The 18,592-nt window shown below is 34.8% G+C and carries 21 protein-coding genes; 9 read left to right on the top strand and 12 right to left on the bottom strand.

Translation table 11 applies throughout. The features are described 5' to 3' along the window. Positions 1-285 precede the first annotated feature (285 nt). From FTU46_RS13255 to FTU46_RS13240, 4 genes are all read left to right on the top strand, one after another. Complete coding sequence (locus FTU46_RS13255) at positions 286-1,425, top strand: FAD-dependent oxidoreductase (protein WP_180074864.1); 1,140 nt, start codon at positions 286-288, stop codon at positions 1,423-1,425. A gap of 74 nt (positions 1,426-1,499) precedes the next feature. Further along, on the top strand, positions 1,500-2,204 hold the full coding sequence (locus tag FTU46_RS13250) for a CoA transferase subunit A (RefSeq protein ID WP_180074865.1): 705 nt from the start codon (positions 1,500-1,502) through the stop codon (positions 2,202-2,204). A 3-nt stretch (positions 2,205-2,207) separates the two neighbouring features. After that, the gene (locus tag FTU46_RS13245; RefSeq protein ID WP_180074866.1) at positions 2,208-2,837 is read left to right on the top strand and encodes a 3-oxoacid CoA-transferase subunit B; all 630 of its coding nucleotides are present in this window, start codon (positions 2,208-2,210) and stop codon (positions 2,835-2,837) included. Positions 2,838-2,846: 9 nt separating this feature from the next. Then, a complete protein-coding gene (locus FTU46_RS13240; RefSeq protein WP_180105156.1) occupies positions 2,847-4,025 on the top strand; it encodes a thiolase family protein in 1,179 nt (392 codons plus the stop codon). 44 nt (positions 4,026-4,069) lie between these two features. On the opposite strand, the gene FTU46_RS13235 is transcribed toward FTU46_RS13240, so the two are convergent. Continuing rightward, a complete protein-coding gene (locus tag FTU46_RS13235) occupies positions 4,070-4,507 on the bottom strand; it encodes a MarR family winged helix-turn-helix transcriptional regulator (protein ID WP_180074910.1) in 438 nt (145 codons plus the stop codon). A 503-nt stretch (positions 4,508-5,010) separates the two neighbouring features. Then, on the bottom strand, positions 5,011-5,715 hold the full coding sequence (locus FTU46_RS13230) for an IS6-like element IS1008 family transposase (RefSeq protein WP_001067783.1): 705 nt from the start codon (positions 5,713-5,715) through the stop codon (positions 5,011-5,013). Between the two features lie 68 nt (positions 5,716-5,783). Here FTU46_RS13230 and FTU46_RS13225 point away from each other — a divergent pair, with 68 nt between their 5' ends. From FTU46_RS13225 to FTU46_RS13215, 3 genes are all read left to right on the top strand, one after another. After that, complete coding sequence (locus FTU46_RS13225) at positions 5,784-6,347, top strand: recombinase family protein (protein ID WP_168409003.1); 564 nt, start codon at positions 5,784-5,786, stop codon at positions 6,345-6,347. Positions 6,348-6,626: 279 nt separating this feature from the next. Then, on the top strand, positions 6,627-6,965 hold the full coding sequence (locus tag FTU46_RS13220) for a DUF192 domain-containing protein (RefSeq protein WP_154320148.1): 339 nt from the start codon (positions 6,627-6,629) through the stop codon (positions 6,963-6,965). A gap of 71 nt (positions 6,966-7,036) precedes the next feature. Further along, positions 7,037-7,972, top strand: coding sequence for a hypothetical protein (locus FTU46_RS13215; RefSeq protein WP_168369470.1), 936 nt, complete (start codon positions 7,037-7,039; stop codon positions 7,970-7,972). A 45-nt stretch (positions 7,973-8,017) separates the two neighbouring features. Here the strand turns inward: FTU46_RS13215 and FTU46_RS13210 are convergent, their stop codons facing one another. The 9 genes from FTU46_RS13210 to FTU46_RS13170 form a co-directional block, all read right to left on the bottom strand. Next, complete coding sequence (locus FTU46_RS13210) at positions 8,018-9,091, bottom strand: relaxase/mobilization nuclease domain-containing protein (protein ID WP_104516576.1); 1,074 nt, start codon at positions 9,089-9,091, stop codon at positions 8,018-8,020. Continuing rightward, positions 9,091-9,759: a plasmid mobilization relaxosome protein MobC gene (locus tag FTU46_RS13205; protein WP_015060290.1), complete on the bottom strand. Its 669-nt coding sequence runs from the start codon at positions 9,757-9,759 to the stop codon at positions 9,091-9,093. Before FTU46_RS13205 ends, FTU46_RS13210 begins: the two co-directional genes overlap by 1 nt. Before the next feature lie 240 nt (positions 9,760-9,999). Then, the gene (locus tag FTU46_RS13200) at positions 10,000-11,040 is read right to left on the bottom strand and encodes a ParB/RepB/Spo0J family partition protein (RefSeq protein WP_168409002.1); all 1,041 of its coding nucleotides are present in this window, start codon (positions 11,038-11,040) and stop codon (positions 10,000-10,002) included. Between the two features lie 3 nt (positions 11,041-11,043). Continuing rightward, a complete protein-coding gene (locus FTU46_RS13195) occupies positions 11,044-11,820 on the bottom strand; it encodes a ParA family protein (RefSeq protein ID WP_180105155.1) in 777 nt (258 codons plus the stop codon). A 152-nt stretch (positions 11,821-11,972) separates the two neighbouring features. Continuing rightward, positions 11,973-12,404: a DUF6573 family protein gene (locus tag FTU46_RS13190; protein ID WP_227539197.1), complete on the bottom strand. Its 432-nt coding sequence runs from the start codon at positions 12,402-12,404 to the stop codon at positions 11,973-11,975. Positions 12,405-12,713: 309 nt separating this feature from the next. After that, positions 12,714-12,977, bottom strand: coding sequence for a hypothetical protein (locus tag FTU46_RS13185; protein ID WP_034594172.1), 264 nt, complete (start codon positions 12,975-12,977; stop codon positions 12,714-12,716). 141 nt (positions 12,978-13,118) lie between these two features. Then, positions 13,119-13,637: a J domain-containing protein gene (locus tag FTU46_RS13180; protein WP_015060286.1), complete on the bottom strand. Its 519-nt coding sequence runs from the start codon at positions 13,635-13,637 to the stop codon at positions 13,119-13,121. Positions 13,638-13,979: 342 nt separating this feature from the next. Next, positions 13,980-14,444, bottom strand: coding sequence for a hypothetical protein (locus FTU46_RS13175; protein ID WP_015060285.1), 465 nt, complete (start codon positions 14,442-14,444; stop codon positions 13,980-13,982). A 708-nt stretch (positions 14,445-15,152) separates the two neighbouring features. After that, positions 15,153-16,373: a replication initiation protein gene (locus FTU46_RS13170; RefSeq protein ID WP_168409001.1), complete on the bottom strand. Its 1,221-nt coding sequence runs from the start codon at positions 16,371-16,373 to the stop codon at positions 15,153-15,155. Positions 16,374-17,563: 1,190 nt separating this feature from the next. Here FTU46_RS13170 and FTU46_RS13165 point away from each other — a divergent pair. Then, positions 17,564-17,836, top strand: coding sequence for a hypothetical protein (locus tag FTU46_RS13165; protein WP_034129462.1), 273 nt, complete (start codon positions 17,564-17,566; stop codon positions 17,834-17,836). 11 nt (positions 17,837-17,847) lie between these two features. Further along, complete coding sequence (locus FTU46_RS13160) at positions 17,848-18,168, top strand: hypothetical protein (RefSeq protein WP_005248735.1); 321 nt, start codon at positions 17,848-17,850, stop codon at positions 18,166-18,168. A 28-nt stretch (positions 18,169-18,196) separates the two neighbouring features. On the opposite strand, the gene FTU46_RS13155 is transcribed toward FTU46_RS13160, so the two are convergent. Beyond that, positions 18,197-18,451 carry a hypothetical protein gene (locus FTU46_RS13155; protein ID WP_180105154.1) on the bottom strand — a complete coding sequence of 85 codons (255 nt, stop codon included), beginning with the start codon at positions 18,449-18,451 and terminating at the stop codon, positions 18,197-18,199. Positions 18,452-18,592: the final 141 nt, after the last annotated feature.

Raw genomic sequence — 18,592 nt, 5'->3', positions numbered from 1 at the left:
AAGTCGTTTGAATGATTTCTTCTTGGTCTACGTGCCATAAAATACTCCATATATTGATGTTTATAACATCATTTGAGGAGCAGAGTATCACTTATAGGAGTTGTTCAAATTTCCGGATCCATCTCTCAATTAACTAATAGCCCTAAAAAAGACCTAGTCATTTTTACGAAAAAAGAAGGTGGTATTGAGCATAGTTCACTAGACAATCCATTAAATGCAGGAGCAACCATCGCTGATTGGTTTGCTGAACAATTACACGGAAAAATAAATTAAGTTGAGGCGATTATGAAAGGGATATCTAAAATTGCAATTATCGGTGGTGGCATAGGTGGTATGTGTGCTGCAATTCAATTAAAGAAACAAAATTATGAAATCGATCTTATTGAAATAAATTCGACGCTTACACCTATAGGCGCTGGAATTACACTGAGTGCAGCTACCTTAAGGGCTTTTAAAGAGATTGGTATTATTGATGAAGTTTGCAAAGAAGGAGGTGTTCTAAATATAGTTGATTTATACACTTCTGAAGGTGAACTTGTTGGCCAGTCAACTTTACTTCCAGCTATTGGGGCAGAAGACCTACCTGCTGGTATGGGTATTATGAGGACGAAGTTAGCAGAGATCCTAAAGGAAAAGCTAGAGACTTTAGGAGTCAATATAATATTAAATGATACTGCAGTGGAAATTAGTCAAAATGACAGTAAAGTTAATCTTACTTTCCAAAGTGGTAAGCATGAAAGTTATGATCTATTAGTTGGAGCTGATGGAATTAGATCTCGTGTAAGAAGTATAGCTTTCCCTGAATTCAAAGGGTCTACCTTTACTCATCAAGGTTCGTGGCGTGTTGTAGTACCTCGTTTATTAGATAATTGTTCAATTTTTCTGGGCAAAGAATTAAAAGCTGGTTTGAATCCGATTAGTTCTACTCATAGTTATCTATATTTTCTTGATCATATTGAAAAAGATGAATTCATTGAACAAGATTTGTGGCCAAATCTACTTTCTAATTTATTAAGTGAATTCAAGGGAGTAATTGCTAATATTAAGGATCAAATCGCAGATGGTCGAATTACTAAAGATGACATTGTATATCGACCTTTATCTGTTCATTTAATGGAAGATAGCTGGCATAAAGGAAGAATAGTTTTAATTGGTGATGCTATACATGCTACCACCCCTCATCTTGCCTCAGGAGCAGGTATTGCAGTCGAAGGAGCAATTATTCTTGCAGAAGAGCTATCTAAAGATCAAAGTTTAGAAAACGCATTGACCAATTATCAGAATAGACACTTTGAAAGAGCTAAACTTGTTGTTGAAACATCTACCAAGTTAGGTGAACTTGAAATCCATAATGAATCCAAATTAGAACATCGTAACTTGATGCATTCTACCTTGGATCAATTACGCCAACCCTTAAAAGCCTAGTCTAATTTTTCAAAGAGGATCTGATTGAAATAATTGGATCCTCATTTACTTATTAGTATGTTGAGCAAAATAATATGCCAAATAAAGTTTTTTCAAGTGCTTTAGAAGCATTACAAGAAGTTATTAATGACAATCAAACTATTGCTGTAGGTGGGTTTGGTTTATGCGGTATCCCTGAAGCTCTAATTGAGGGCTTAAAAAACACAAATGTAAAAGGTTTAACATGTATTTCCAATAATGCCGGTGTTGATGATTTTGGCTTAGGAAAACTTCTTCATACAAAACAAATAAAGAAGATGATCTCGTCTTATGTTGGTGAAAATAAAGAATTTGAACGCCAGTTCTTAAATAACGAATTAGAAGTTGAACTTACCCCTCAAGGAACATTAGCTGAAAAGCTACGTGCTGGAGGTGCAGGTATTCCAGCCTTTTTTACACAGACAGGTGTAGGTACTTTGATCGCTGAGGGCAAAGAAACTCGTGTTTTCGATGGAAAAACTTTTATCTTAGAAAAATCATTGAAAGCAGATATATCTCTTATTAAAGCTTATAAAGCAGATAAAGCTGGCAATCTTGTTTTTCGTAAGACTGCTAGAAATTTTAATCCTGAATGCGCTATGGCAGGTAAAATTACAATTGCAGAAGTCGAACAACTTGTAGACATAGGCACATTCGATCCAGATGAAATCCACCTTCCTGGTATCTATGTAGATAGAATTGTACTTAATCCTACACCAGAAAAACGGATAGAAAAAAAAACGTTAAAGGCAGGAATATAAATTATGGCTTGGACACGTAATGAAATGGCTCAACGTGCAGCTCAAGAACTTGAAGATGGGTTTTATGTCAATCTTGGTATTGGATTGCCGACCCTAGTAGCAAATTACATTCCTGAAAACATTAATGTTTGGCTACAATCTGAAAATGGATTACTTGGTATTGACGAATTCCCTACAGCCGAAACTATTGATGCGGATCTTATCAATGCTGGAAAGCAGACTGTAACGGCTCGTAAAGGAGCTAGTTTCTTTTCAAGTAGTGAATCCTTTGCCATGATCCGTGGAGGGCACATCAATATTGCTATTCTTGGTGCAATGGAAGTCTCAGAACAAGGTGATCTCGCTAATTGGATGATCCCTGGAAAAAAAGTCAAAGGGATGGGCGGTGCAATGGATTTAGTCGCAGGTGTTAAAAAAGTCGTTGTTCTAATGGAACATTGTGCAAAAGATGGCAGCCCCAAAATCCTAAAACAATGCTCTTTACCCTTAACAGGTAAAGCTGTTGTCAATCGTATTATTAGTGATATGGGTGTGTTTGATATTACTGATAAAGGTATAAAAGTTATTGAACTTGCCAAAGATATAACAATTGAACAAGTCAGAACTTGTACAGGTATAGATTTGATAGTTTAGGATTATAAAATGACGAAAGAAGTTGTAATAATCAATGGTGCACGTACAGCAACAGGTAGTTTCCAAGGCTTATTATCAAGTCTAGATGCTTCTGATTTAGGGGCAGAAGTAATTAAGGAAGCTATTATTCGATCAGGAATTCAACCATCTGATATTAACGAAGTTATCATGGGTTGTGTTCTCTCTGCTGGCTTAAAACAAGGCCCTGCCCGTCAGGCAATGCGTAAAGCTGGCTTACCAGATTCAGTTAGCGCTGTCACTATTAACAAACTATGTGGCTCAGGCATGAAATCTGTTATGCAAGCATCAGACATGATTCTTGCTGGAAGTGCAGATATCATCGTAGCAGGTGGTATGGAGTCAATGTCTAATGCCCCTTACATTCTCACCAAAACTCGTACTGGTTACCGTATGGGGCATGGAGATATTAAGGATCATATGTTCCTTGATGGCTTAGAAGATGCTGAAACAGGTCGATTAATGGGCTCCTTTGCTCAAGATACTGCAAATGTAAAAGGTTATACCCGTAGCCAAATGGATGAGTTCGCTATTCGGTCTCTAAAACGTGCCCAAATTGCAATTAATCAAGGTTATTTTAAAAATGAAATTGTTCCTATTACCATTTCCAATAAAAAAGGTGATAGAAATATAGATCAGGATGAACAACCATTAAATGCAAAATTAGATAAAATTCCAACACTAAAGCCTGCATTTTCTATAAATGGTACTATTACTGCCGCTAATACTAGTTCAATCTCTGATGGAGCCTCAGCCCTAGTTCTAATGTCAAATGACATTGCGCAACAAAAAAATTTACAGCCTCTAGCCAAAATTGTAGCTACCGCTTCTAATTCACAACATCCTTCTGAATTTACTCTCGCTCCAATTGGTGCTATTTCTAAAGTTTTAGAAAAAGCAAATTGGGAAGTTAAAGATATAGATCTATGGGAAATTAATGAGGCTTTTGCAATGGTAACCATGTGTGCTATTGATCATTTCAAATTAGATTCAGCAAAAGTAAATATATATGGTGGAGCTTGTGCGCTTGGACACCCTATAGGCTCTTCAGGTTCTCGTATTATTTTGTCTCTAATTCATGCATTAAAACGTACTGGAGGGAAAAAAGGAATTGCAACGCTTTGTATAGGTGGTGGTGAAGCTGTTGCTATTGGATTAGAAATTAAATAAATTTCTAACAAATTAGATACCTGTTGTAATCCCCTTTTTCAGGATTACAACTCATCTATAGTTTCCTTTAGATATTTTAAAAATTGAAATAATTCGTCTTTTTTTCTTTCATCTAATCCTGATAATAATTTTTCTTCACGTTGCATACTAAAATCATAAACTTGGTCATGTAGAGAACGACCCTGACATGTAATGTTAATAATATAAGCTCTTTTATTAAATTCATCTTCTTGAATTGTTACATATTCTTTATCAACTAATTTCTTTAGTGCTCTACTTACAGCCCCCTTATCTAAACCGATAATATCAGTAATACTTTGGACAGAATTATTGTTATATATCGCAAGAATTGCGAGTACTCGCCACTCCATAATACCTATACCAAAATTTTTCTTGTATGCCTCGCTCGATTTTGTAGCAAGTTTATTAGCTAACATATTGATTTGCCCGATAGCATAACGTTCTATTTTAACTTTTTTCATCAATAAGCCGTTTTATTAATAAATCTAAAATTCAAGTAAATTCTATATGAAATCAGAAACACACCTTCTAGTAGATGTTTAAGATAACATTTATATTCAAAAAATTAGAATTTATCTAAAAATTTTAAATTTTTACCAATCTTTCTTTAGACTGAACTATAATTTTCAATCCGAAATAACAGAACCTCCAATGGATATTTAGGATCTAGTTACGAAGGTCGAAATATCGCGCTATCAGCTCCTGAAGGTAATTTAAATGATGAAAGCTGTAAGAAGTTCATGACTAAACTACGAGAAGACATTCCTATACTGATAGAGATACCCTTAACAAACACTTTTAAATTAGCTTCAACAATTACATTCTCATTTTGCGATGAACATATAACCTATAAAATTTAGGTTATATGTCAAATTTATTTATAGTTTACAACGGCTTTGTTGCATAAAGAATGGCACTGTTGCAAATAGTGATTTGAGTCGATGATGTTCCCTTTAAAAAGTGCTTAGAGACCGAAAACCCTGTTGATTAGACACACTTCACCCTGAGGCTGACCATAATAAAATGACGATGCTTGTCCTTTACGTAGTGCACGCATGACTTCAATACCTTTAATTGTGGCATAAGCAGTCTTCATAGATTTGAATCCTAATGTGGCCCTGATGATTCGCTTTAACTTACCATGATCACATTCAATGACATTATTTTTATACTTAATCTGCCTGTGCTCAATATCTACTGGACATTTTCCTTCTCGCTTTAATCGTGATAAAGCATGGCCATAGGTCGCTGCTTTATCTGTATTGATGACCCGTGGAATTTGCCATTTTTTCACCGTATTGAAGATCTTTCCTAGAAAACTATAGGCTGATTTACTGTTCCGTCTAGCGGAAAGGTAAAAGTCAATCGTATGACCCCGTTGATCAACTGCACGATACAGGTAAGTCCATCGCCCCTTCACTTTGATATAAGTCTCATCCATATGCCATGAATGTAAATCTGTAGGATTACGCCAATACCAGCGTAACCGTTTTTCCATTTCTGGAGCATAACGCTGAACCCAACGATAAATTGTACTGTGATCCACATTTATGCCTCGTTCAGCGAGCATTTCTTGAAGTTCACGATAGCTGATGCCATATTTACAATACCAACGAACAGCCCAAAGAATGATTTCACCTTGAAAGTGCCGACCGTGGAAGGGATTCATCTGCTGTATCTCGAAATAAATAAGATATTTAGCTTATCATGTCAGCCTATTTGCAACAGTGCCACAAAATGCCTAACCAAGTCGGTTATATTCGTGTCAGTTCAACTGAACAAAATACTGAACGTCAATTAGATGGAATCAGCCTGGATAAGACATTCACTGAAAAGGCAAGCGGTGCTAGCCGTGAACGTCCTCAGTTAAATGCAATGCTCGAATATCTTCGTGAAGGAGATACGGTGCATGTTCACAGTATTGATCGTCTGGCACGTAATACAAATGATCTGAACGAAATTGTGAATAGTCTTAATGATCGTGGCATAACTATTATTTTTCATAAAGAGAATCTGATTTTCAGTCATGATATTGCTCAATCGGCAATGAATAAACTCATGTTCCAAATGCTCGCTGCATTCGCAGAGTTTGAACGCTCTATGATCCGTGAACGCCAAAGAGAAGGAATTAATAAAGCCAAAGCTAAAGGCTTATATAAAGGTAGAAAACGAAAAATAGATTATGTAGAAATACAGAAAGCTATGAAGGTCGAAGGGGCAACTTTTAGAAGTGTGGCTAAACAGTTCGATGTAGGTGTTGCAACTGTACAAAGAGCCTTAAAAGCAGCTACTACAGAATAATGACATATAATTTTGGAACCAATAAAAACAAATACTTATGCACAACAAAGGATGAAACTTTATTACTCTCATATATATGCTACCTGATAGAAATTGGAATATGTCACGTAATAAGCTGTCTCCTAATTACTTTAAATGGGATCAACTTATGAGTGTTAAATAATTAGTCATGACTAAGATAATTTTTTTGCATGTGACTTGCCACCTGGCTAAAAGGAATAACAGGAATTGAAATTAAAATATGCAGCGTTTATAGCTCTTTTAATAGTAGTGTCTGTTATGGCCTTTAAACAGGTTTATAACCCTTACTTTGATCAAGATAAAGAAGTAAAGACGTTTAGCTTTAATGGAAAAAAATTAACGGCTCTGTACCTATATAGGGAGCATGATCAAGAAATAGGTTTTAAAGAAAATCCTTCATTAAAGCCTTTAGTCTTTACGTGGAAAAAGCCGATTTATACCTGTTTTAATATGGTCAATGTACATTATGACTTAGAGATATTTTTCTTTAATACAGATAAAAAAATTATTGGATCGGCTGTAATGGAAAAATTTTCCCAAAAGCAGTACTGCCCCAAAGAAAAGATTCAATTTGCATTAGAAAGAATAAAAACTTAGATTTTTCAATCTAGTCTTTAGTATCTTTAAAATTGTTTGAATAGTAACTATATGGATAAAGAGTATAAAATATGTCTTTAATGTCGATACTGAAATCTTCAGATCCTAAGTGCAAGGAAGTAAAAGAAATTATAAAAAGTGTCGCACCCCAAAAAAAAGATTTCAAAACTTACAGTGGTATTCCTCCTTTTACTAATTATGAAGTTATGAGTGAACATAAATTAACGAGTAGTTATGATTCAGGCTTGGTTGGTACAGCATTTGACTACTTATCTAAAATAATTTGTGCGTACTACACGAATACTGAATTGAGTGCTAAGGAATTTGAGCAACCTAAAATTATCAGCTTTCTAGAGGAAACTAAAAATAAAAGCATTTTGGTATTGTATAAAAAAATTCAAAATCACATAGATTTTCTACTAGCTAATAAATCAAACGATTTAGAACTAAATGAAGAATTTATTGGTGGAATTATTCTTTTGGCTAAATTAGAAAATCTATGGCGATCTGGATTTCTACCAGTAGCAACAAAGAAAGACATACTAAAACCAACGGAGAACGTGGTTTACGAAGATATATCTTCCCTAGTCAAAAATTTTTATAATGTATTCATTAAGAATGGTCTTATTAAGCCTGATAGTCTGATCACATACAATCCCAGATATTCTGCAAATATCCGTGTTGCACTAGGGGGGATAGATGCAGATATTTGTATTGATGAAACACTATATGACTATAAAAGTACAAAAAATCATGGATTTATGATTAAAGACAGTATGCAGATCACATCGTATTACTTATTCTATTTAATGGATCGAATTATGTCGTCAACAGTGCAGATGCAACGACACAGAATAGAACGAATTGCATTATATAAAGCGAGATTTGGCCAAATTGAATATTTTGATGTTAAGCATATACCTGAAAAAGATTTAAAATATGCAATTTTTGAGCTTAATAGGATGTTTAAATTAGGTATGCCCGCTCAGAAAATTAAGGATTTTTAAAGGGCACTAAAGCACAGTATTGCGCCTTATCCTTCCCTTATATTATTAACGGTCTTGCTCTTTCCCCTTGTTCTTTCCGTGTTGAAGATCTAGCTTATTAGGTTGAATCTGTGGCTGTGGCGTTGGTTTTTTCACTTCTACCTGTTTCCGTAAATAGTCCACTAGATCAACTGCTAGTTTTCTATCTTGCGGATCTGGTGACTGTGATAGAGCTTTAGTAATTTCCTTGTAATGCGTCAATGCTTCTTTTTCTTGCTGTTTAGCTTTCTGGACACGTTCTGGACTTGCCTTATTTTTACCATATCGCTTAAACGATTTGCCCTGCTCTTTCATTTGTTTAACTGACTGCTTATCACTTCTATTTTTTTGAAGCCTAGCTATACGTTTTGTCGCATTCGCTTCAATCCCTCTGGATCTTAATTTTTCAGCAAAACTTTCTCGCCATTCCTGAAGATCAGCCTTCCTGATATTTAACCGATCACCTTTTTCAGAAACAGCTTTAACAACAACATGCACATGCGGGTTTTCACTTGGATCTTTTGAAGGGTCATTGGTAAAGGTATGCTGCACCATCATATATTTATGGTCTTTAAAATGTTCCTCTGCAAATTCTTTTGCAGCATCATAAACGCCTTTTTCATCCGTACCTTTCGGCATAGATAACACAATATTAAAAGCCTGCTTATATTTAGATTCTTCATCAGAAATAGGTGTACCTGACATTTGCCAATCTTCAGCAGTATCTTCTATATCATCCTTACCATTAACTTTATTTCCGTCCTGATCAATTCCCTCTAATTGCCCATTCCGTGTGATATATCCCATGTGGGCTTTCACCTTCCCCATAGAATTACCTCCACCAGTAACCTTGACCATTACTTCAGGGGTCTTTTTACTGATTCTATTTAAAGTTGCCTTAACGCTATTTGGAGATGATTTAGGGGCTGATTTAGCTGAATGGCCAGATCCATTTTTAGGCTTAGACAGATCATTTAAAAAAGTATCTAAACTTTGGGTCTGATTAACACGCTTAACTTTAGATCCGTTAAGTAGCTGCTCACCATGAGCAAGCAAAGTGCTTTGCACTTCTCTGGTAGTCTTACTGCTTCCGTTAGCCATTATTCCCACCTCTTTTTATTGCGCTCTAATAGAGTGAAAACATGCCTAACTTGAGCTTTTACTAGCTGATGTACTCGCTCGACAAATTCTCTATCGTAAGATTCATAAATACCCTGATTCATATTCTTAGCCATTTGGTTTAGGTTTCTACCAATCGCCAAAAGCTGACTATTTGATTCGCCAAGTTTAAGAGCTTCTTCCTGGCTAAAGAATATTGAATCTTTTGTGACATTAGCTGTTAAAACCGAAATGATATATTGATTCGGTTTCATGCCGATCTGTGCTGCTTTCTCATTAATGGCTTTCATCAAACTTGGTTTAAGCCTTAATTCTTTGCGTGATGTTTTTTCAAATACATCTATAACGTCTTGCGTTTTTTCTATTTCAGATAACTTTTCCTTGATCATTTTTTTGATCAAGTCGTCTGGATCTACTTCTTCAAACTTAGCTAACTGATAGATTTTTTCGGTTAAGTCCTTTTCCAGATTCAATGAAAAATCTTGTCCTGAATAATTAGGATCATTTTCTTTTTTATAGGCGTTTTCTAAAGCCTTCTGGAAAGGCTCACCTTTCTTGATTCCTTGCTTCTCACACTTAGCTTGCCACCAGTCATAAACGGCATTGCTAACCCTAAATTTTAAAACTTGATCCAAGTTTGATTTCGTCATGATTCCAGTACCTTTATCGAAACTAATATTTTCGATAGCTATTCTGAAAGAATAGTATAACCTTTATTTGTGACACAAATTAAGGTTTTTAACGGCTGCTGCCTATCCTGCCCTAGATTATATACCTTCTTTTTTCCCTCTTTTCTCCTTAGTCATGACTAAGGGTAATCTAGCTAGGTGGTCGGGATAACCCGCCCAAAAAAAACCTTGCATAAGCAAGGTCTTTTTCCATTGATAGGTTTAGGCTTCTTGTAAATACTCGATTTCAAGGCTGCTGCAATCTACAGATACCTCTGTTCCATCTTCGTATTTGATCCATGCAAAACCTAAAGAAGTAGGCTTTTTATTTAGCATCAGGTTCGCTTGTCGGCCGTCATGAATAACAACTAAAAGCGGTTTTTTGATTTTGTCTGGATCTTCTTCTTTAGCTTCTGGCTGCTCTTTCTGATTCGATTGATCCATCAGTTTTTTAACTTCTGGTTCTACTGGTTCTTCAGTCGCTTCAGCTTGATCATCCCCCTCAAAATTGAAAGATTCATTATCATCAATAATGGCGGTTTGCTCTTGGCTTTCTTGCGCCTGTGGTTCTTGATCTACTTCAGTCGCTTCAGCTTGCTTAGGTTCTTTTAACTTTTTAGATAAAGCCTGAACTCTAGATCTGATAATGTCCTGACCATTCTCTAAAGATTCATCCACCCAAGCGTTTACTTCTTCAGGGAAGGATTCCCAAAGTTTGCGTAAGTCATACAAAGTCTTTGGAGATTTAAAACCTGCATCATAAGCCTTAGATAAGCATTCTGGCATATCTACTAAAGCTAAGTGAGTAGAAATGAAAACAGGATCTTCATTTAACTTTTTAGCGATTACGTTTTTCTTCTCACCTTGCTTAATTTTCTTTTGGATGAAAAGTGCAAGCTCAATAGGTGAATGGTTAAGGCGTTCTTTATTCTCCATGACTTGATCATAATCATCATGATCATTATCAACAAAAGCAGGGATAGTTTCCTTGCCAGCCATCACTGAAGCTCTAAAACGTCTAGCTCCATAATTGATGATCCACTTGCCTTGTTCTGTTGGGTGGGGTTTAACACTAATTGGTGTTTTAACTCCACGAGCCTTGATTGATTCGACCATTTTTTGCATCTGATCTTCTGGAAACTCAACACGCGGCTGATCTGGATCTTCAAGAATATCTGTAAGTGGAATCTGTTTAGGTGTTCCGTCTGCTACTGGTGCAGAATTACCTAGATCAATACCTTCCAAAGCTGATAAATCTAACATTCCTTAAATCTCCATAAACTTGTTAATGCTTTCAAAAACTGTTTTTAATTCAGCCCATGCGGTAAAACCGCTAGTTTTACCCAATTTATTTGTAGGTATGCCTTGCGCTTGCGCTTCAGCGATTGCAGTCGTTTTTTTAACGAAGGCATAGCTACCGTCTGAGTTTTTGATCAGGTACTTTGAAAAATGCTGAACAATAGCTTTTAGGTTGTCTTTCTGAAATGGAGTTGGTTCAACAATATTCGGAAGGATACCGATTAATTTTAAATTTGGGTTTAGCTTTTGATTAATCGCTTGGATCTGCTTGAGTAATCCACCGATGCCGTCAATAGCTTCCTGATTCAATTGAATTGGACTTAAAACATAGTCACTAACAATTAATGAAGCTACTTGGCGAATGTCGGGATTTGGATTGGTATCAATCAGGCAAACATCAAATAAAGAATCAACTGATTTTAAAAACTTCTGGTAATTGGTGGCAAAGTTGTTATGCAAAGTGCCATTTTTTTCAATAGCTGTTAATTCTGGTGTTGCTTGTACCAAAGTAAAGGCTTCAGAATTTGAAATAGTTTGATCTTCTTTGGTCAGCATGTCGAATGCAGATACATTAGCTACAGTCACAGCCCCGCCAGTAATCAATGCTTTTGTAGTGTTCTTCTGGTGGTCTAGATCAATTACTAATACACGCAAGCCCAAAGAGTTTAAATAGTGTGCATACTGGCAAATGATTGCAGATTTACCCACACCGCCCTTTTGATTTGAAGCAACAACTTTTTTCATATTTCACCTAGTTTAATGGCTTATTAAGGGTCGCCCTATTGCGTCCTTATGCTGTATATTCTAACGTCCACCTGTGGACATTGCAAGCATTTTCTTAGTCATGACTAAGTTTTTTATCATAAAAAAATCCTCCCATAAAGGGAGGATGTAAATTAAAAATCTTCAGGATAACCGATTGTTATGACTGGCTCTCCTTGATCTCCACCATGAACGTGCAATTCTAAAATATGATTTCTCTTGCGACCTGCGCCTGTGATAATCACAGTAAAACGTACCGCACTAGGGCTTAGGTGTGTCTTATATGCTCGGCTCATCCATAAAATATCATGAATAACGCCCTCTAAGTCATTAAGCCATTTTTCATTTTTTACCGCCTTATCAACTACCGCCCAAAGCGCAGAAGTGAAACAGATAGGGTGCTTATAATGTTCTTTTGCCAGTCCATCTAATTTAGGACTAAGAGAATTGATTGCAACTAAAAAACCATCTTCAATGGCTTGCTGACGTGTGTAAACTGAAATGTATTGTTCCATGATTTTTACCTGTTTTATTTCAGGTCGCCCGATGCGTCCTGATAAAGTCATTATATCAGTCCACCTGTGGACATTCAAGCAAAAGCTTAGTCATGACTAATTTTTTATAGGGAAAATTGAGTAGAAAAATATCCGTTTTAATACCTGGCTAAACCGCTTTTCAGATGCTCTTATTTGCGATTCTTAGGCTGCTGACTGCCTTTTTTATATATGAAGCTAGGTTATCCTAGCACCGACCTGAACAGGCCAAAATGAGCGTATATAAAGCAGAACAGATAGACAATTTTTTATGTTTTTTAGGCAAGCTAAAAACCAAAAAAATCGCCACCAAAAAAAACCTCCCATTGTGGGAGGTCTAGCTTAAACGGCTAAGTTATAAGTAATTCTGTAATCTTCAAAATAACCGTTTTCATTATCTCCCCTTCTGATTCTTTCAATATGAGTAACATTGTGGGCTACTCGGCAACTAATCATGATTTTTTCAATTTCTTGAAATAGTGTTTTTTCATCAAAGATTGGAAACCAAATATTATTGTTAGATCCAGTTAAAACCTCATGACCGCAAAAATGAACCAGTTTACCTGTAGGATAGTTTGTAAAGATTGCAACTATTGAAGCTCGCATAATTAATTCCTGTTTTATTTCAGGTCGCCCGATGCGTCCTGATAAAAATCATTATATCAGTCCACCTGTGGACATTCAAGCAAAAACTTAGTCATGACTAAGAGAATTGATAAAAAAAGCCCCCTTTCGGGGACTTATTCATTAGGCGGTTAAAAGTTGTCTTTCTTCTGCCATTCTGGTTTTTTTAACTTTCTGGCTGCCGTGTAACTCTCGCATTTGATCTAAAGTCATTCGACCTCGACCATTTGATTTTTTACCAATGAAAACCCATTTACATTGCACTCGATTCCATACAAAACCCGCTTCTTTTAATTTGTCTTTGTGCTGCTTAGTATCACCAGAAACCCAAACCCAAACGCCAATAATTTCAATATCTAAACCATCCAGATTGATAATTGCATCAATAGCCTGTTTTACTTTTTTCTCAACTTCAGAGTGTTCTGAACGGCTTGACCAGAAACCACGCCCATTTTCGGAACTATCTTGATACTGATCTTTTGAAGCTTCATTAATAATGCGATTTAAAAGCTGTTCATATTCGCTGTTAATCTCCTGCATAACTTCGGTTTTACCGCCACGATCAGGATGATTTTTAAAAGCTAGTTTTTTGTACTGAAGTTTTAACTCGTCTAATGATGTAACTGATGAAAAATGTTTCATGTTTAAATACCTGTTTTATTTCAGGTCGCCCGATGCGTCCTGATAAAATCATTATATCAGTCCACCTGTGGACATTCAAGCAAAAACTTAGTCATGACTAATTTTTTTTAATGATATAAATTCATAAAAAATAGCTATTTAAGTATTTTGTCTGGTCTGCTTTTCTAATGCTTATATTTGCGTTTCTTAGGCTGCTGATAGCTTTTTTTACCCTAAGTCTAGTTATCCCACATTAAACACACAAACACCCTAAAACGAGCTTTAAACACACAAGATGAACAACCTTTTTTCCCTTAGTCATGACTAAGAATGTATAAAAAAATCCCCTTTCGGGGATCTCTTTTAAATTGGACAAGAATTAAAAATTTTATGGAATGGATCATTCCTATAAGCTGTCACTCTATACGCTTTAAGGCGTTTTTTAGTGTATGGCTCAAAGGTCACTAAAAAGTGTGAGAATAGCCCACCTCCCAACTGTTCGGGCAGCATGAACATTTCAAAGTTAAAACCTCCATACGTGCGGGCAGGGGGAAGGATATTAAACTTTTCATCATATTCAGTTAGTGAAATTTCAATCGGTTCTAAATAGTTATTCTCTTTCTGAAAGAAATCTTTTTCAGTCATAACTGAAGCAGCAGCAAAGCTTTCTCCATAACTGTTTTGTAATTCTAGTATTAATTGACCTACATTCTTTTTAGTAAGACAGCAAACATATTGATCATTAAGATTGTCTAAGTAACCAAAAAAATGGACTGATTCAACTTCAGATTTCTTTAATGTATAGACTAAAACTAAATCCTGATTCATAACTAAATACCTGTTTTATTTCAGGTCGCCCGATGCGTCCTGATAAAAATCATTATACCAGTCCACCTGTGGACATTCAAGAAATAATTTAGTCATGACTAAGAAATAAAATAATGTTTAGTTAAGATCCCTAGAGGGTATATCAGAGCAAAGTGTCTACTTTGCGAACTGGTGCAATCAGTTAAATTTTCCTTTCCCTGATTACCGTTGCAAGGGGCAAGCGAAGCCGACAAAATCTGTGATTTTGTCGAGCTGACCGCAGCACCGCAACTGCTCCCATTTGATCTAAAACGGGATACCTAAAGCCAGCCCGCATGGGTGGCGACCAGATAGCATAGAAAACTAAAAAATGTAGGAGGTAAGTAATGCAAAAACTAAATATTTAAAAACTAATCAGCTAGATTTATTGGCAAAATATTACAGGTTTGGCCAAATCCTGGGAAACATTAAGTTATTGTTTTTATTATATGGTTGTAAATTGAAATTCTAAAAAAATGGCAAAATATTCCACTTAGGCTAAACGTAAACTTTTAGTCATGACTAAGGTATCAATTAGCTAATTATTAAATTTTAATATTTGGATGCGAATAGAAAAGATACTTTTTATAAAGATTAATAAGAATTTTTGAAGGTTTTAAATGAACCACCATATTGTCTTAAATTAGCGAAGTCTGTTTAAGACAATATGAGGGGTATGCTTTTTAGATATTAATCCTGATCGTCCGTGTCCTGATTGTCTGTGTCCTGATCGTTCTTCTTATCATTATTGCTATTGGTGATAATCCCTCGTTTTGCCTGTAACCAGAAGTAATAATCCATATCTATCGGCTTATGAGCATTAAGCTTATCTAACTTTTCAGTTAATAGAGTTCTCATGATTACCTTAGAAGTATCCTCGTCTAGATTACCTAAGAAATATCCGTAATCATTTAAAAATTCTTTGCAATTTACTAAGGTGCTGATTTGTTTTGGAGATACCTTTACTGGTGGTTTAAAATGCTTAATACGATCAGGTGCTTTAAAGTGTGATCCATCATCACTAAATGGAATTGCAGCAGCCAGATAGCCCTTTTTCATTTTATCTATAAATTTGATGTGTCCTTGCTCTTTATATTCAGTTTTCAAGCTAAAAATAAACTTAATAGCAACTACTTCCTTTCCGTTTTTTACGTTCTCAAAACTGACATTAATATTGCTAAGTTCGTTAATTTCATCCTGAGCCACATTCAAAACACGGTTTTTAAAATTGGCCAACTCTTTATATTTATCCTCACATTCAAGCATCCATCTTAATTCTTCCAGATCAATAGTAACCTCTGATGTACGCCACATATAGCTCATTAAGATCCGATACAAACGAAGGGAGTAGCTCGAATTAAATAAGATAATATGCTTCAATTCATGGCTACTAAATGACTTAGTTTTTTCATCTACTTTCTTAACTAGATCATAGAAATACTCAAAAAATTCTTTTGCGAATCTAACCTTAATACATTTAGTTGCTTTGTCATAATGGCAATAAGTCATCATCGGAACTTTAGCAGGTTCGTCAGATTCGCCATCTTTAACCAACATAGTTGGGTTATCAAATTTTGTATAAATACGTTTTAAAGCAGTTTCAGCATTTCGCTGAATTTCACGTTTATCTGTTGCAGTAAGCACTTCCTTTCTAGCCATTGGGGAGGTCAATTCTCCAAAGTTTTCGCTGCTCACATAAATGAAGTCGTCATGAGTAATTGAGGTCTTATTTTTAAGCTCATTCTTTCTCACGATGATCATTGCACAGTACATAAGCTTCTCAAGATTGAGATCAATGCTATATCTGGCAGTAGGAAAATCATTGCGGGTCACAACTAAATCGGTCAATTTTGCCCTTGTATTAGATTGTGTATAGTCCTCTAAGCCTTGTGAGCCAATAATTTTCTGCATTTTTTTTGTAAATCCGTTATTCCTTTTGAAATCATTATAACTATACAAGTATATTTATCAAGTATAGTTATAAATTAAGTTTATAAGATATTGTTTTTAAAATATATATTTATTAAAAATCAGTAAAATTACTTTATAACCCTGTAGTAGTATAAATAAAATAAATGTTTTTCCTGTTTAAGTATTTTCTTTTATTTCAATCAGTTACGCTGCGACAAAACGTATGGCTATTTTTAACACAAAAACCAGTTAAAAAATATTCAATTTTGAATATTTACAACTATTATATAAATATCAATAACTTACACTGCGACAAAACGTATAGTTATGATTTTAAGCCTATACAAATATCTTTTTTAGCACCAAAAAATAAAAATCGTTCTTCAATATAATTATTTATATAAAACAATAACTTATTAGATTGTTAAGAATCTAGTTAATTCCTGAAAAATATATATAATCGTATTCAGTACGCATAATCGCAGGTTTGCGACAAAACGTATAGTTATGCGGGGAAGTTGCGACAAAACGTATAGTTTTGAGATTGCAGCATGGATTAAGGCTAAAAAATACGCAAAAATATAATAATTTAGAGCTAAACACCTAATTAATTACTGATTTTTAAGAATATTTTAGCCATTCTTTTGTATACTGTTGATAAGTATGTGGATTATTTGCGACAAAACGTATAGGTATGTGACAAAACGTATAGTTGTAGCGACAAAACGTATAGTTGTAGCGACAAAACGTATAGTTGTAGCGACAAAACGTATAGTTATAGCGACAAAACGTATAGTTATAGGCTTGTAAACTTATGTTTTACAAAAAGAAATTAAGGCTCTTAAACTGTTCTAAACACTCCTAAACTCTATTTAAACTCTTTTTAAACCCGATTCTAGTTTTTTTTAAAAAGTTTTTAGAAATGTTTAGAAGATTATTAAAGTGATATTTACATGACAAAAAGGGAAGGGATCTAAAAAAAATATGAGCTTTGATATATACAAACTTTTTACAAAAGTTTTAAATTATTAATTAAAGTTTTAAACTTTTTGGTATATATTAAAAGCGTTTAAAAATAATTGATGTTTTTGTGTCTTTTACACACAGTTACACTTCAGTTACATTTTTAAATTAATTATATTTTGTAAGAATCCGCACTTCACTTTTTAAAAACTAAGGATCTTGCAGAAATGGCTTTAACGATGAATGACTTGAAAACAGTCGATGACTTCAACGCTAATAACTATGGTGTTGAAATTGGTATGAACGAGCAGTTCCAATATTTTGTGACTGTTAAAGTAAATGATGTTGATCACATCATTCATACCGCATCAGGAAAAATTCGATTCACACGGAATTTACCCTTCTTGATTCAAGAGATTTGTTCAATGTGCAGCAATGCCAAAACAATATCTCTAAACTTTGAAGGCAAGTTATTCGTAATGGAAAACTCATCTAAATAGAGTGACTACTTGTGTATAAAAAATTTATTTTAGGTTTAACTTTAGCTAGTGCATCTGCTTTAGTTGCAGCTAAAGATGAAAATTATGGCTGTCGTGCTTTTATGTGCTTTGCTGGCGGTCTTAATGTTTCTGAATGTCAGTCTACAATTAGTGACGTTAAAAAAGATCTGGCTAAAGGTAAAGGCTTTCCTCACTGTTCATTCGTCAGCAGTAATCAAGACGGATCTGTTGGAGGTGGAGAAGGACAACCTAAAATTTCATCTTATACACATAATAAAAGAGTTTATCTGTATGTAGATGACAAGTTAGTCACTACAGTTAAAAAGTCCTAAGTTTTTGCAAGAAAAAAGCCTGATTAAATCAGGCTTTTTTTTCTTGTAATTGTTTATAGAAAATTCTTAAAACTTCTTTGACTGCTACACTTTTTCCGTGTTTTTCCCCGCCATAAATATCTTTTAAATATTCTAAGGCTTCCAGTGCTTCAACATCTTCAGGAACATCCATATTGAAATAAACTGAAAGTGGAGTTTTGGTAGTAGGCTTTTTTCTATATCTTTTTCTGCGATCTAATACCTTTCCTTCTGTTTCTGTTTCTGTTTCTAGTTCTTCAGTCATAACTTATCCCATTTAATAAATGTCCACAGGTGGATATTAAGTCCTTTTTAAATAATTTACTACTTATATCGGGTCGCCATTTATGAGAAGTAGCATTGTAATAGTATGTTTTAACGTGGGGTTATAACCCTTTTAATAACC

This window comes from Acinetobacter sp. YH12108 (assembly GCF_013419055.1).
GTDB lineage: Bacteria > Pseudomonadota > Gammaproteobacteria > Pseudomonadales > Moraxellaceae > Acinetobacter.
Note: the sequence above shows the minus strand (reverse complement) of the source record. Positions and strands in the feature narration are given on the sequence as shown.